Consider the following 13,179-nt stretch of genomic DNA (forward strand, 5'->3'; position numbering starts at 1 on the left):
TTGATCGCCTAACGACCTGTTCGCGCCTGCTCGTTTATCGCCGCCTCGATCCGGTCCAGCCGGGCCATGACTTCATCCCGGTAGCTGTCGGTTTTCTCGACGTCTTCTTCATGGTGGGCATCCTGCATCGAATTGACGATCAGGCCGACGACAAGGTTCACCACCGCGAAGGTCGTGACCAGAATGAAGGGCACGAAGAAGGCCCATGCGTAGGGGTAGACCTCCATTACCGGGCGCACGATGCCCATGGACCACGATTCAAGTGTCATGATCTGGAACAGCGAATAGGCCGAGAGGCCTAACGTTCCGAACCATTCGGGGAAGGTCTCGCCGAAGAGCTTGGTGGCCATCACGGCGGCAATGTAGAAGATCAGCCCGGTCAGCAGGAAGACCGACCCCATGCCGGGCAGTGCGCTCATCAACCCTTCGACCACGCGGCGCAGGGAGGGCGTGACAGACAGCACGCGCAACAAACGCAGGATGCGCAACGCGCGGAGCACCGAAAGCCCCTGTGCCGCCGGGATGAGGGAGATACCGACAATTATGAAATCAAAGATGTTCCAGCCGCGCTTGAAAAAACCGAAACCCCGCGCCGTGAGCTTGGCGGCAATTTCGACCACGAAAATTGCGAGGCAGATTTGATCAAGGGTCACGATGAGCGGCCCGGCCATCTCCATCGCGGGTTTGGAGGTTTCCAAACCTAGAATCGCGGCGTTGAACAAGATCACGCCAAGGATGAAATTCTGTACTGCCGGTCGATCGACGACCGCGCCTATCTTGTCTCGAAATGTCATGTTTCGGCCCTGTAAATACTTCGCAAGGATATGGGGCGAAAGGGGCGGCCCTGCAAGCCGATGAACGGCAAACGGCCCGACGCAGATTGCGCCGGGCCGCTTTTTTAATCGGAACCGCCAGTGCCGATACGCGGTTTAGCCCGCTTTTTGAATTTCAACCGAATGGGGATAGGGGATCGAAACGCCCGACTTGTCGAAGGCTTCCTTTACGGCTTTGGTCATCTCGAACTTCACGTCCCAGTAATCGGCGGCGTCGCACCAGATGCGCGCGGTCAAATCCACGCTGCTGTCGCCAAGGTTGGTGACGCGCACCCAAGGGGCGGGGTCATCGTGAACACGGGCGTCGGCCTTGGCCAGATCAAGGATGATGCCCATGGCCTTGTCGGCATCATCGCCATAGTCGATGCCAAAGGTCATATCGACGCGACGGGTGTCGTGATGCGAGAAGTTGGTGATGATCGCGCCCCATGCCTGACCATTTGGCACGATAATTTGCACGTTGTCGGGGGTGACCAGTTCGGTGATGAAAAGGTTAAGGTCTTTGACCGTCCCCGCTGTGCCGCCGATATCCACGTATTGGCCGAGTTTATATGGCCGGAAGAGGATCAACATGAAGCCTGCGGCCAGATCGCTGAGCGTACCTTGCAGCGCCAGACCGATGGCCAGGGTAGCCGCACCCAGAACCGCGACAAGCGAGGTGGCCTCGATCCCGAAAATACCAAGCACCGCGACCAGCACCATGAGCAGGATGACCCACTTCACGACAGAGGCCACAAAGTTCCCAAGCGTGTTGTCGACGTTTTCATTGGCGTTGACTTTGCGGCGGACAAGGCCGCTGACCATACCGGCGACCATCCAGCCGATGATCAGGACGACAAGCGCCTTGACCGCGTTCATCACCAAAGGCGCGTAGGCACCCATTGAGTCCATAAATGCTTCCATGAAAGCCCCCAGAATTCACAATAAGGCGACCCAATGCCGCCCTTTACCAGATGCGCAAATACATCACGGCAAACCCTGACCTCTAGGGGTTTTTTGTCAAGGATTTCCCCGCAAACAGGCGTGTTTAGACGGGAAGGCTGCCTTCCAGAACATAGCGCAGGATTTGCACCACTTGCGCAGGTTCACGCGCCATGGCGAGGGCGGCGGCGTCGACCTCTTTCAAGGCGTGGTCGTGCTCGGGCTGTTGCAGAATGATCAATGACTTGCCAAGGGCCGCCGCATAACCCGCGTCAAAGGCGGCATTCCATTGTTTGTACTTCTCGCCAAAACGGACAACCACGACATCGGCATCGGCAATGCCCTTGCGGGTGCGTATGGCGTTGACCATGGCGCCCTTGTGATCGTGCCAATACTTGTCATCCTCAGCCCCAAGGATCGCCACACCGCAATCATCCGATGCGCCATGATCGGTGACCGGGCTGTTGAAGGTGACATCGAGCCCCTTGGCCCCTTCGATGATCTGCTCGCGCCAGTCGGTATGGATTTCGCCGGAAAGATAGACATTCAGGGTCATTTGGTCCTCGGATCAGTTGGGTTTGATTGGTGGATACATAGCGCGCCTGCCCTGCCGCGTCACCCTTTGCAGGGCTTTGGATGCGGACCGGGAGGTGTTAGCCTGCTCGTGCTGTTCCACAGCACGCCCCAGGAGAACACACATGCATTTACGCGCCTTATCAATCGGAACGGTCGTTTGTGGTTTGCTTGCCGCGCCCGCCTTTGCCGCCGACAAGGTGGCCGAGATTTTGCAGGCTGCCGAACAGGCCTGTGCCAGCTTCGAAAACGGGCAATTCGCGCATGACGATGCCATCGTTGCGGTCGACCTGACCGGCAATGGCGAGACCGATACCCTGGTCGATGAAAGTCAGTTTTCCTGCAGCTCAGCCGCCTCGATGTATTGCGGTAGCGGCGGTTGCATGTTGCATGCCGTCGTGGGTGATGAAAGCTGGCGATTTCAGGCCGAAGGCTGGCGCATGATCGAATGGCACGACCGCCCCATCCTGTTGATCGCACGGGATGGGGGGTGGTGCGGCGGCGCGGGGGCGCAGCTGTGCTATGAGTCCGTGACATGGAGCAACGGCGACATGCTGACCGTCATGCCGCCGCCGCAATAGTGCTTAGCCCCGCAGGGTGCCGCCTGTGGCCTTTTCGACCTTCTCGACGATCTTTTTCGAGACCTCGTCGATATCGGCTTCTTTCAGGGTTGTGTCGGTGGGTTGCAGGCGCACCGTGACAGCGAGGGATTTCTTGCCCTCACCAAGGCTGCCGCCGATGAACTCATCAAAGACGCGCACATCTTCGATCAGCGCCTTGTCGGCCCCGGCGGCGGCATTGACCAGCGTCAGCGCCTCAACCTGCGTATCCACGACAAAGGCAAAGTCACGTTCGACTGCCTGCAAATCGCTGACCGTCATTGCCCCGCGTGAGGCGCTTTTCTTGCGTGGCAGGGGGATTTCGGCGGGGAACAGGGTAAAGGCCACGGCGGGGCCTTTGACGTCCATCTGCTCCAGCACGCGGGGGTGCAATTCACCGAAGATGCCCAGCACCTTCTTGGGGCCAAGGCAGATACGCCCGTGGCGACCGGGGTGGAACCATTCCGGCCCGTCGCGCAGGATTTGCACCTTCACAGGCGCGCCCATGGCCGACAGGATCGCCTCGGCATCGGCCTTGGCATCGTAAAGATCCACGGGCCGGGAGGCACCGTGCACATCCTTCGGCCCGTTGCGCCCGACCAAAAGGCCGGTGACCTGCACATGCTGTTGTTCAGGCTCACCGCCTTCAAAAGCGTGGCCCACTTCGAAAAGCGCCAAATCGCTCATGCCGCGGGCCTGATTGCGGGCGGCGGCTTGTAGCAGACCGGGTAGCAGATCGGGGCGCATATGGCTCATTTCCGAGCTGATCGGGTTGGCCAGCATGGTGGCATCGCCGCCGCCGCCAAAGCGCGCGGCACTGGCTTGGTCAATGAAGCTATAGGTGACACATTCGTTATAGCCCAAGGCCGCCGTGGTGCGGCGGGCGGCCTGTTCGCGGCGCTGCATGGGGCTGAGGATCGGTTTCGGCACACCCACCTGACCCCGCGCCAAGGGCTTGCCTTCCAGCTTGGTCAGGGAGGCCACCCGCGCCACCTCTTCCACCAGATCGGCCTCGCCCATCACGTCGGGGCGCCAGCTTGGCACATGGGCCATGTCGCCCTCAAGGCGGAAGCCTAGGGCGGTCAGGGTCTGGCGTTGCTCGGCCTCGGGGATGTCCATGCCCACAAGCGATTGCACGCGGGCGGGATCAAGCCGGTAGGCGCGGCTGACATCGGGGACTTCACCGGCGATGATCACCTCGGACGGCTCGCCGCCGCAAAGGTCCAGGATCATCTGGGTGGCCAGCTCGATCGCCTGCATGTTGAAGGCCGGATCAATGCCGCGTTCGTTGCGATAGCGCGCGTCGGAATTGATCTTGAGGGCGCGACCCGTAGTGGCGATTTGCACGTGGTCCCAAACCGCGGCCTCAAGGAAGACATTGGTGGTCTCATCGGTGCAACCCGTTGAAAGGCCACCCATAATTCCGCCGATGCTTTCCACGCCGGTGTCATCGGATATCACCACTTGGCCGGGGCCGAAGGTGTATTCCTTTTCGTCCAAGCCCATCAGGGTTTCGCCGCCCGTGGTGCGGTGCACCCGCAGGTCACCGGTGACCTTGTCGGCATCGAAAACATGCAAGGGGCGGTTGCGGTCGAAGGTGAAGAAGTTGGTCACATCCACCAGCGCCGAGATGGGGCGCAGGCCGATGGCGCGCAGGCGGTCTTGCAGCCATTCGGGCGATGGGCCGTTCTTGATACCGCGGATCAGACGCCCGGCGAAAACCTCGCAGCCACCTTCACGGGTATCTTCGTCAATCGTCACGGCGATCGGGCAAGGGAATTGCCCCTCCACCTGCGCCTCGGGGGCGGGCTTCATCGTGCCAAGGCCGCGCGCAGCCAGATCAAGCGCGATACCGCGCACGCCCAAAGCATCGGGGCGGTTGGGGGTGATGGCGATCTCGATCACCGGGTCCACCTTGGCGGGGTCATGGACCGCCAGCCAGTCGGTGAACCGCTCGCCCACCTCGCCCGAGGGCAACTCTATGATGCCGTCGTGTTCTTCCGACAATTCCATCTCGCGCTCGGAGGCCATCATCCCGTAGCTTTCGATGCCACGGATCTTGCCAACGCCAATTGTTGTATCAATTCCAGGGACATAGACGCCCGGCTTGGCCACCACCACGGTGATCCCTTCGCGTGCATTCGGCGCGCCGCAGATGATCTGTGTCTGCCCCTCGTCGGTCTCGACCTGACAGACCTTCAGCTTGTCCGCATCGGGGTGCTTCTCGGCGGAGACCACCTTGCCGATGGTAAACTCAGAAAGTCGCTCGGCGGGGTTGGAAATCTCTTCCACCTCAAGGCCCAGATCGGTCAGGGCCTCGGCAATCTCGGCCACGCTGGCCTCGGTCTCAAGATGGTCTTTCAGCCACGACAGGGTGAATTTCATCGGCTTTCATCCACGGATAAACAAGGGTTTCACGCGCGTTTAGCCCATATGAATGACCGGGAAAACCCCAAGCCAAATCCCTTTCTTCTGGCCTTAAATATCCTGGGGGTGAATTGGCCGAAGGCCAAGAGGGGGCAACGCCCCCTGCCCCATCCCCGCGAATCACACCTAAGCCCTTGGTAAACAAACAAAATACTTATCAGCATTGCGTCGGCAAAACGTCGGTATTGCGTCGGTGCGATGCCTCTCAAACCCGCAGTTTAACAAGGCGCGCGGCGCAAAACGTACAAAACCTACGTGACTTTCGTACGCAGCCCCGCCGCTCAATCTCGGGCGCGTTGTGCCAGTTGATCAAGGTTGCCCATGCGCCAAAGCTGCACCTCGCGCGCAAGGCGCAAGCTGGGTTTGAGGCAGAAGAAGACCGAGCCGATGACGAACAGCCAGATCGCTGTCGTTTCCACCGAGGGCCAGAAAAACAAGATCGAGCCGACGAGAAAGGAAATCGCCGCGATGAAATCGGCCACGGTATGGGCAATTTCATAGGCGGCGTAAACGCGGCGGGTATCAGCGCTGCGCTGACGGGCTTCGTGGGTAAACAGGCGCATGACGGGCCTCCGGCTTGCATCGGGTTTACCTGGAGGGTGGCGGGTTGACCTTGGAGAGGCAAGAGCGGCGGCGAGGCGTTTTCTTGAAAAGAAAACGGCCCGGAATTTTTGAAAATTCCGGTCATTCGCCGGAACAAGCCGCGCCCTGCCGCTCATCAGCCCTTACGGGCTTCATCGCGAAGAACGCAAGTGATGAGCGGTGCCAGAGCAGTCGTGCGCATGAATGCGCACCCTACGGGCATTGGTCAGGATTTGACTTAGCGACTCAACCCACCGTGCAACGTCGGCTGATCCAAACTCGCAAACCCGTAGTGGCGCAGCCAGCGGAGGTCGGAATCGAAGAAGGCGCGCAGGTCGGGGATGCCGTATTTCAGCATGGCGATCCGGTCGATGCCCATCCCGAAGGCAAAGCCCTGCCATGCCGCCGGGTCTATGTCGCCTGCCATCAGCACCTTGGGGTGCACCATGCCGGAGCCCAGAATCTCAAGCCAGTCGTCGCCTTCGCCGATTTTCAGGGTGCCATCGGCCCATGAGCAACGAATGTCGACCTCGGCCGAGGGTTCGGTGAAGGGGAAGTGCGAGGCGCGGAAGCGCAGCTCTACCCCGTCCACCTCGAAGAACGCGCGGCAGAACTCCTCCAGCACCCATTTCAGGTTGGCCATGGAGATGTCTTTATCAATCGCCAGCCCCTCGACCTGATGGAACATCGGCGTGTGGGTCTGGTCATAATCGGCACGGTACACACGGCCCGGACAGATCACGCGGATGGGGGCGCCTTGGGCCTCCATCGAGCGGATTTGCACCGGCGAGGTATGGGTGCGCAGCACATGCGGCGGGCGGTCGTCATCTGCGGCGCGGTGCATGTAGAAGGTATCCATCTCGGCCCTTGCGGGATGGTGGCCGGGGATGTTGAGCGCATCGAAATTGTGCCAATCGCTTTCCACCTGCGGGCCTTCGGCCACGGCAAAGCCCATGTCGGCGAAGATCGCGGTGACCTCTTCGGTAACTTGGGACACCGGGTGGATCGTACCCATGCGGCGGCCCCGCGCGGGCAGCGTGACATCCAGCCATTCGGCGCGCAGGCGTTCATCGAGTGCGGCATCCGAAAGCGCCTGTTTCTTGGCGGCAAGGGCCGAATTGATTTCGTCCTTGAGGGCGTTGAGTTTCGGCCCCATGATCTGCCGTTCCTCGGGGGTCATCTTGCCCAACTCGCGCATCTTGAGGCTGATCTCGCCCTTTTTGCCGACGGCCTGCACGCGCAGGTCTTCGAGGGTGGATTCGTCGCCTGCGTTTGCGATGGCGGCAAGGTACTTGTCTCTGAGGTCGTCCATGAGCCTATCCCTTTGGTCTTGGCCGCTCTGCTATACCTTTGGGGCGCGTGAGACAAGGTGCTTGGGGCTAGAGGTCGCGGACATATTCGGCGGTGAAGCGGGCGTAGCCGTGGGCGGTGACGCGGTGCTGGCCTTTCATGTGCTCATGCAGCGCGGGAAGCTGGTGAAAGGGCACCTGTGGCAGGCTGTGGTGTTCGACATGGTAGGGCATGTTCCACGCCAGAAAGCGCACCGCGCGGTTGGTGAAAGTGGTGCGGGTGTTTTCCAGCATATTGGCGACAAAGGCGCAGCGACCATGTTCAGCAAGTAGGTAGAGGCGCAGGAAGGGTTGGCCGATGAGGCAGGGCAGGAGCCAGACCCAGAACAGCAGCGGTGTGACCGTGATGCTGAGGGCGCAAAGGGCGTAGCCTGCCAGCATGATACGGGCCTCTTGGCGGATACGGGTGTGGGCGCGCGCGGGCACGTATTCGCCGGGGTCGCGGCCCAGCGCATTGCCGATGGTTTGCCGCGCCATGCCCCACCAATAGGGCACCCCGCTGATGTGAATGAGGTAAGCGGGCCATGTTTCGGGCTTGGCCCCCGAGAGCAGTTCGGGGTCTTTGTCGGGGATATTGGTGTGGCGGTGGTGGGCGAGGTGGAAATAGCGGAACCATTCGAACGGATTGAGGATCAGGAAACCGGTGATGCGGCCCGCCCATTCATTGAGCCACGGCGTGGCGAAGGGGCTTTTATGGGTTGCTTCATGTTCCAGCGTGAAGAGAAAGCAGATCGAGATGCCCTGCCCGACAAGCGCCAGTTGCCAGAGCGGCCAGCCTTGGGCGATCCAGAGACCAAAGCCCACGATTAACGCCAAATGACCCGCGAGGTGACGCAGGCCGGGGGCATCAGACAAGGCATTGAGCCGTGCCAACTCATCTTTTGGAAGGGTGGCTATAAGGGCTTTGTGATCCATGGTGGCGGCAGTTTAGGCCGCCGCCGAGGATCGTGTCACGCGACTTCTGAGTAGGGCGCGTGATCGCGGCGCGCGAATTCGACTTTCGAGGCCTTTTCACCCTTATTGCGACCAACTTCACGGTCGTGGGCCTCCAGAAGGCGGCGGGCCTTCTCACTCAGAAAGGGGGGCTGCTCGTGGCTTGCGTCAAAGGGCATGATGCGTTCCTTCGCTCTGCTTCTGCATCTCTTCGGCCTTCTGGCCTTGATGCAGAAGATGGCAGGCGATTCGGGAGGCATTAGGGCCGAAAGGTGATTTCCGTAGCGATTGCCGCCACAATCCGGCCATGAACCGCACAACGAAAAACGCCGCCGGGTTTGTCCCGACGGCGCTTTTTGTTGTCCCTCGTGCGACTGGCTTATTGGGCCAGGGCGCTTTTTGCCTGATCGACGATGGCGCCGAAAGCGGCCGGTTCGCGCACGGCGAGATCGGCCAGAACCTTACGGTCCACTTCGATGCCGGCCAGGTTGAGGCCATTGATGAAGCGCGAGTAAGTCAGTGCTTCGTCATGTGCGCGCACAGCGGCGTTGATCCGCTGAATCCACAGCGCGCGGAAATTGCGCTTGCGGTTCTTGCGGTCGCGTGTGGCGTACTGGTTGGCCTTGTCGACGGCCTGAGTGGCCACCTTGAAGGTGTTCTTGCGGCGGCCATAGTAGCCTTTGGCGGCCTTGGTGATTTTCTTGTGACGGGCGTGGGTTACTGTCCCACCTTTAACGCGTGCCATATGTCAGTTCTCCTTGGCCTTAGCGGGAATAGGGCATCATCGGGCGGACGATCTTGGCGTCTGCCTCGGACATGACCGTGGTGCCACGGGCATCGCGGATGAACTTGTTGGTACGTTTGATCATGCCGTGGCGCTTACCGGCTTGGCCGGTTTTGATTTTGCCATTGGCCGTGACCTTGAACCGCTTTTTGCAGCTCGACTTCGTCTTCATCTTGGGCATTTCCGGCTCCTTTTCCTTCGGGTCGGTCATTATGCGCGACTCGGCATGCCACTTAGGCCGGTCCCGCGGACAGGGGGGCCATATACGCCCGCTTTGGTCTGATGGCAAGGGAAAATCGGAGGCGCGCACGGGGGGCGTGCTGACGATGGTACAATCCTGTCATTGCCACCTATCTGATCCCGCGGCAACAGCCCGCCGCGACGAAATCAGCACTCCTGACGCCCTGCGCAACCGGCTGCGGAATGCTGCGCCTTCACGTCAGATACTTCGCCACCACGCGCACGAAGGTGTCGGGGATATCCTCGATCGGGTAGCCACCCGGTTTTTCGCTGATGGACCAGACCATCAATGCGCCACCCGCGATAATCGCGAAGGCGGCGACGCGCGGGGCGCGACCTTCGGTAATCGCGGACATGATCGAGGGAATGGAAAACACCGTCAGGATGATGCCAATGATGAAGGCCAGATCGGGATCCATTGTAAACCTCCGGTAACCTCTCAAAAGAGGATTACCCGAGGTTACCCCGGTTCGGTCGAATAAATCAAACTTTCCTGACAGGGCGCCACACGCAGGATGTTCGTGGTGCCCGGCACGTTGAACGGGACACCGGCGGTGACGACGATCTGATCCAGCGCTTCGGCGTAACCGTGTTCGCGGGCGGCGCGCGCGGCGCTGAGCACCGCTTGTTTGAAGCGTTCAAGCTCGCCTGTCATCACGCAGTTCACGCCCCATGTCAGGGCCAGACGCCGCGCGGTACCACGCATGTTGGTCATGGCGATGATCGGCACGCGGGGGCGTTCGCGCGCTGTCAGAAGCGCGGTGGTGCCCGATTGGGTGAAACAGCAGATCGCCTTGATGTCGGTGGTTTCCGCAATTTCACGAGCGGCGGCGACGATCCCGTCGGCCACGGTTGTACGCTCGGCCCGGCGCGAGGCTTCGATCACCTCGCGATAGGTCGGGTCGTCCTCGACCTCGCGGGCGACGTTGTCCATCGTGGTCACGGCTTCGACCGGATAGTCGCCCGCCGCCGATTCCGCCGACAGCATGATGGCATCGGAGCCTTCGTAGATGGCGGTGGCCACGTCCGAGACCTCGGCCCGGGTGGGCATGGGCGACTCGATCATCGATTCGAGCATCTGGGTGGCGACGATCACCGGCTTGGCCATCGACCGGCACTTGCGCACAAGACGTTTCTGGATCGGCGGCACGTTCTGCACGGGCAGTTCCACGCCCAGATCACCGCGGGCCACCATGATACCGTCGGAGGCGTCGAGAATCGCATCGAAGCGGGCCACCGCGGCGGGCTTTTCGATCTTGGACAGGATCGCGGCGCGGCCCTTGGCCAGGTCGCGGGCCTCGGTCACGTCTTCTGCGCGTTGTACGAAGCTGAGCGCGAGCCAGTCGATACCGAGGTCACAGACGAATTCAAGATCCTTGCGGTCCTTTTCGGACAGGGCAGCCACCGGAAGCACGACATCCGGCACGTTGACGCCCTTGCGGTTGGAGATTGTACCGCCGGTGACGACTTCGGTCTGGGCGAAATCCTTGCCGCAGTCGGTGACGCGCAGGCGAATCTTGCCGTCATTGACCAGCAGGCTCGCCCCCACTTCAAGCGCCTCGAAAATCTCGGGATGGGGCAGGCAAACGCGGGTGGCGTCGCCTTCGGCCTCATCAAGATCAAGACGGAACGACGCCCCTTCCTCAAGCTCTTCTTCGCCATTGGCAAAGGTGCCAACGCGCAGCTTGGGGCCTTGCAGGTCGGCAAGAATTGCAATGGGGCTTTTCAGGTCTTCCTCGACCTGCCGGATGATGCGGTGTTTCTCGGCAATCTCGTCATGGATGCCGTGGCTCATGTTCAGACGAAAAACATCTGCCCCGGCCTCGTGCAGCGCGCGGATGGTCTCGTAATCGGAGGACGCGGGGCCAAGCGTGGCCACGATCTTGACGTTGCGGTGGCGTCTCATGCGGTAGGGTGTCCTTGTCGTCTTGTTGTCTTTGCGGTGTCACGCGCCGGGCGGTGACTGTCAATGGCGCATAAGGGAAAGGCGGGGGAACACCCTGTCCGTTAGCGCTAACACACTTCAAAGTCCTTATTACGCATTTCACATCCCCATGCAACTGTCATAAACCCTGCGCAAAGGACATGACAGGCACATGACGTACACCCCGTTTTTCATCGAAGGGGCCGACCGCCCCGCGCGTTGGCTGATTACCTGTGACCACGCGGCCAATACCGTGCCGCCCTTCGTGGGCGGCGGAAGCCTTGGGTTGTCCGAGGCCGATATGACCCGGCATATCGCCTATGACGTGGGCGCCAAGGGCTTGGCGCGGGGCTTGGGCGCGGCCTTGGATGCGCCGGTGATCGAGACGAATTTCTCGCGGCTCGTGATTGACCCGAACCGCGGCGAAGATGACCCGACGCTTTTGATGAAGCTCTATGACGGGACGATCATCCCGGCCAACCGGCATGCCGGGGCCGAGGAACTGGAGTTGCGGCTGAACCGCTGTTACCGGCCTTATCACACGGCCTTGGCCGAATTGGCCGCGCGGCGCGACGATACGATCATTGTCTCGATCCACAGCTTTACACCGCAGTTGCAAGGCCGCCCGCCCCGGCCTTGGCATGTGGGGGTTCTGTATGCCGCCGACGAGCGGTTGAGCCGACCCTTGATCAACCGGTTGCATCAGGAGCATGACCTGTGCATCGGGGAAAACCAGCCCTATGGCGGGCACCTTCCGGGTGACGCCATCGCGCGTCATGCGATTGCCTATCAGCGGCCCAATGTCCTGATAGAATTGCGCAATGACCTGATCAGGGCGGAGGCGGACCAAGCAGCATGGGCCGAAAGGCTGGCCCCGCTTCTGGAAGAGGCGGCGGACCGCGCAGGAGTTTAAGTCAATCCGCTGTGTATGTGCCGTGCAAGCAGCCACTTTCGGCATCGAACCTCGGCGAGGTATGCAGCCGGTCGGATAACTCGAACTGGGCGCATATTTCATAGGCCGTATCGGACAGGCGCGCATAGCGATAGGGGGCATCGGTGAAACGGTCCGTCAGTTGCGGCGCGGGGCAATCCCGGGTCTCGTCCAAAACCTGCGGCAAGGTGTTGCCCTTGGTTCTGGCAAGGCAGGTCACATGAGCCTGAAGGCTGTGCAGGTCGGACATCCGCTTTTGATCGCGGTTTTCCATGCGGGCGGCCTCGGGCCCGCCGATAAGCCAGAACCCGGCAGCCAAGGCCGCCACGACACCGGCGCCAAGCAGGAATTGGGGAAGCGCCTTATTCGCCATCGTCATCCTCCGCCAGTTGCGCCCGGTAATAAAGGAAGATCACGCCTGACACCGCCGCGACGACGGCGGACTTGGCGAGGAATTGAAGCGTTGCCTCGCCGTCCAGAAAGGTGAAAAGCACGAAAACGAGGGTTCCCAGAAGCGACAGCGCGGCGAGGAACAGAACGATATAGCCCACCCATTTGCGCACCACCGAGCGGCGCGCGCCCTTGTCGGCCATGGTCGCACGTTCCGCCCGGCGGTTGAGCCATGCAAAAAGCGGGAAAAAGACGATAAGCGTCGCCATGGACCAACGAATGGAGGACAGGCGATAGACCCCGCCGCCCGCTCCATCCGGGTCGGGCCATGCATAGTCGATCAGGTGGATTCCCAGCATCACCAGATGCCACGCGGTCATGCCCAGCGCGATGAAAATCAGGCCATAGAGAAACGCCTCGCGCGCAGAAACAAAGGGGCGGGGGCGCGGCACCGGCGGCAGGAAGGCGGTATCGTCCCATGCCCTGAGGCCGGTGTCGATTTCGCTGTTGGTCCAACCGGCCTGATGCAGGGCTTGCTGAATCTCGGTGCGCGAGCGGCCCGCGTTCAGCGCCTCATGCACGAAGGCGGCGATTTGATCGGAGTTCTTCATGGATCCCCTTTCCGGCCATCTGGCTGTAACAGATCACACGAATACCGGACGGCACGCCATGACAGCGGTCAAGTCAGGGTTT

At 61.0% G+C, this 13,179-nt stretch carries 16 protein-coding genes; 2 read left to right on the top strand and 14 right to left on the bottom strand.

Annotation, left to right across the window (positions count from 1 at the left end; translation table 11 throughout):
- Positions 1-8: 8 nt before the first annotated feature.
- The 3 genes from QZ498_RS00580 to QZ498_RS00590 all read right to left on the bottom strand — a co-directional run bounded on the left by QZ498_RS00580 (position 9) and on the right by QZ498_RS00590 (position 2,310).
- Positions 9-794 carry an ion transporter gene (locus QZ498_RS00580; protein ID WP_294619142.1) on the bottom strand — a complete coding sequence of 262 codons (786 nt, stop codon included), beginning with the start codon at positions 792-794 and terminating at the stop codon, positions 9-11.
- 135 nt (positions 795-929) lie between these two features.
- Complete coding sequence (locus tag QZ498_RS00585; protein ID WP_294619144.1) at positions 930-1,736, bottom strand: mechanosensitive ion channel domain-containing protein; 807 nt, start codon at positions 1,734-1,736, stop codon at positions 930-932.
- Between the two features lie 124 nt (positions 1,737-1,860).
- Complete coding sequence (locus QZ498_RS00590; RefSeq protein WP_294619146.1) at positions 1,861-2,310, bottom strand: YtoQ family protein; 450 nt, start codon at positions 2,308-2,310, stop codon at positions 1,861-1,863.
- 142 nt (positions 2,311-2,452) lie between these two features.
- On the opposite strand from QZ498_RS00590, the gene QZ498_RS00595 reads away from it, so the two are divergent.
- Complete coding sequence (locus QZ498_RS00595) at positions 2,453-2,908, top strand: hypothetical protein (protein WP_294619148.1); 456 nt, start codon at positions 2,453-2,455, stop codon at positions 2,906-2,908.
- Positions 2,909-2,911: 3 nt separating this feature from the next.
- On the opposite strand, the gene pheT is transcribed toward QZ498_RS00595, so the two are convergent.
- From pheT to pyk, 9 genes are all read right to left on the bottom strand, one after another.
- On the bottom strand, positions 2,912-5,311 hold the full coding sequence (gene pheT, locus QZ498_RS00600; RefSeq protein ID WP_294619150.1) for a phenylalanine--tRNA ligase subunit beta: 2,400 nt from the start codon (positions 5,309-5,311) through the stop codon (positions 2,912-2,914).
- A gap of 323 nt (positions 5,312-5,634) precedes the next feature.
- On the bottom strand, positions 5,635-5,916 hold the full coding sequence (locus tag QZ498_RS00605; RefSeq protein WP_294619152.1) for a YrhK family protein: 282 nt from the start codon (positions 5,914-5,916) through the stop codon (positions 5,635-5,637).
- Between the two features lie 257 nt (positions 5,917-6,173).
- Positions 6,174-7,247, bottom strand: coding sequence for a phenylalanine--tRNA ligase subunit alpha (pheS, locus tag QZ498_RS00610; RefSeq protein WP_294619154.1), 1,074 nt, complete (start codon positions 7,245-7,247; stop codon positions 6,174-6,176).
- 67 nt (positions 7,248-7,314) lie between these two features.
- Entirely contained in the window at positions 7,315-8,199 is an 885-nt protein-coding gene (locus tag QZ498_RS00615; protein ID WP_294619156.1) for a fatty acid desaturase, read from the bottom strand.
- Between the two features lie 35 nt (positions 8,200-8,234).
- A complete protein-coding gene (locus QZ498_RS00620; protein WP_294619158.1) occupies positions 8,235-8,396 on the bottom strand; it encodes a hypothetical protein in 162 nt (53 codons plus the stop codon).
- 200 nt (positions 8,397-8,596) lie between these two features.
- Positions 8,597-8,962, bottom strand: a complete 366-nt coding sequence (gene rplT / locus QZ498_RS00625) for a 50S ribosomal protein L20 (protein WP_294619160.1) — start codon at positions 8,960-8,962, stop codon at positions 8,597-8,599.
- 19 nt (positions 8,963-8,981) lie between these two features.
- The gene (rpmI, locus tag QZ498_RS00630) at positions 8,982-9,182 is read right to left on the bottom strand and encodes a 50S ribosomal protein L35 (protein WP_073036992.1); all 201 of its coding nucleotides are present in this window, start codon (positions 9,180-9,182) and stop codon (positions 8,982-8,984) included.
- Between the two features lie 253 nt (positions 9,183-9,435).
- Positions 9,436-9,660 carry a hypothetical protein gene (locus QZ498_RS00635; protein WP_294619162.1) on the bottom strand — a complete coding sequence of 75 codons (225 nt, stop codon included), beginning with the start codon at positions 9,658-9,660 and terminating at the stop codon, positions 9,436-9,438.
- Positions 9,661-9,701: 41 nt separating this feature from the next.
- Positions 9,702-11,147, bottom strand: coding sequence for a pyruvate kinase (gene pyk / locus QZ498_RS00640; protein ID WP_294619182.1), 1,446 nt, complete (start codon positions 11,145-11,147; stop codon positions 9,702-9,704).
- A gap of 190 nt (positions 11,148-11,337) precedes the next feature.
- Between pyk and QZ498_RS00645 the strand changes: the two genes are divergently transcribed.
- Entirely contained in the window at positions 11,338-12,078 is a 741-nt protein-coding gene (locus QZ498_RS00645; RefSeq protein ID WP_294619184.1) for an N-formylglutamate amidohydrolase, read from the top strand.
- A 1-nt stretch (position 12,079) separates the two neighbouring features.
- Here the strand turns inward: QZ498_RS00645 and QZ498_RS00650 are convergent, their stop codons facing one another.
- Positions 12,080-12,469, bottom strand: a complete 390-nt coding sequence (locus QZ498_RS00650) for a hypothetical protein (protein ID WP_294619186.1) — start codon at positions 12,467-12,469, stop codon at positions 12,080-12,082.
- Positions 12,459-13,097: a DUF5671 domain-containing protein gene (locus QZ498_RS00655; protein ID WP_294619188.1), complete on the bottom strand. Its 639-nt coding sequence runs from the start codon at positions 13,095-13,097 to the stop codon at positions 12,459-12,461. The genes QZ498_RS00650 and QZ498_RS00655 overlap by 11 nt, the downstream gene beginning before the upstream one ends.
- Between the last annotated feature and the right edge of the window lie 82 nt (positions 13,098-13,179).

It is taken from the genome of uncultured Roseovarius sp. (assembly GCF_913057115.1).
Classification (GTDB): domain Bacteria; phylum Pseudomonadota; class Alphaproteobacteria; order Rhodobacterales; family Rhodobacteraceae; genus Roseovarius.

What these genes read in the sequence shown, in the direction of transcription:
- QZ498_RS00580 (WP_294619142.1), bottom strand. Translation starts at nt 794, where the DNA reads ATGACATTTCGAGACAAGATAGGCGCGGTCGTCGATCGACCGGCAGTA.
- QZ498_RS00585 (WP_294619144.1), bottom strand. Translation starts at nt 1,736, where the DNA reads ATGGAAGCATTTATGGACTCAATGGGTGCCTACGCGCCTTTGGTGATG.
- QZ498_RS00590 (WP_294619146.1), bottom strand. Translation starts at nt 2,310, where the DNA reads ATGACCCTGAATGTCTATCTTTCCGGCGAAATCCATACCGACTGGCGC.
- QZ498_RS00595 (WP_294619148.1), top strand. Translation starts at nt 2,453, where the DNA reads ATGCATTTACGCGCCTTATCAATCGGAACGGTCGTTTGTGGTTTGCTT.
- pheT (WP_294619150.1), bottom strand. Translation starts at nt 5,311, where the DNA reads ATGAAATTCACCCTGTCGTGGCTGAAAGACCATCTTGAGACCGAGGCC.
- QZ498_RS00605 (WP_294619152.1), bottom strand. Translation starts at nt 5,916, where the DNA reads ATGCGCCTGTTTACCCACGAAGCCCGTCAGCGCAGCGCTGATACCCGC.
- pheS (WP_294619154.1), bottom strand. Translation starts at nt 7,247, where the DNA reads ATGGACGACCTCAGAGACAAGTACCTTGCCGCCATCGCAAACGCAGGC.
- QZ498_RS00615 (WP_294619156.1), bottom strand. Translation starts at nt 8,199, where the DNA reads ATGGATCACAAAGCCCTTATAGCCACCCTTCCAAAAGATGAGTTGGCA.
- QZ498_RS00620 (WP_294619158.1), bottom strand. Translation starts at nt 8,396, where the DNA reads ATGCCCTTTGACGCAAGCCACGAGCAGCCCCCCTTTCTGAGTGAGAAG.
- rplT (WP_294619160.1), bottom strand. Translation starts at nt 8,962, where the DNA reads ATGGCACGCGTTAAAGGTGGGACAGTAACCCACGCCCGTCACAAGAAA.
- rpmI (WP_073036992.1), bottom strand. Translation starts at nt 9,182, where the DNA reads ATGCCCAAGATGAAGACGAAGTCGAGCTGCAAAAAGCGGTTCAAGGTC.
- QZ498_RS00635 (WP_294619162.1), bottom strand. Translation starts at nt 9,660, where the DNA reads ATGGATCCCGATCTGGCCTTCATCATTGGCATCATCCTGACGGTGTTT.
- pyk (WP_294619182.1), bottom strand. Translation starts at nt 11,147, where the DNA reads ATGAGACGCCACCGCAACGTCAAGATCGTGGCCACGCTTGGCCCCGCG.
- QZ498_RS00645 (WP_294619184.1), top strand. Translation starts at nt 11,338, where the DNA reads ATGACGTACACCCCGTTTTTCATCGAAGGGGCCGACCGCCCCGCGCGT.
- QZ498_RS00650 (WP_294619186.1), bottom strand. Translation starts at nt 12,469, where the DNA reads ATGGCGAATAAGGCGCTTCCCCAATTCCTGCTTGGCGCCGGTGTCGTG.
- QZ498_RS00655 (WP_294619188.1), bottom strand. Translation starts at nt 13,097, where the DNA reads ATGAAGAACTCCGATCAAATCGCCGCCTTCGTGCATGAGGCGCTGAAC.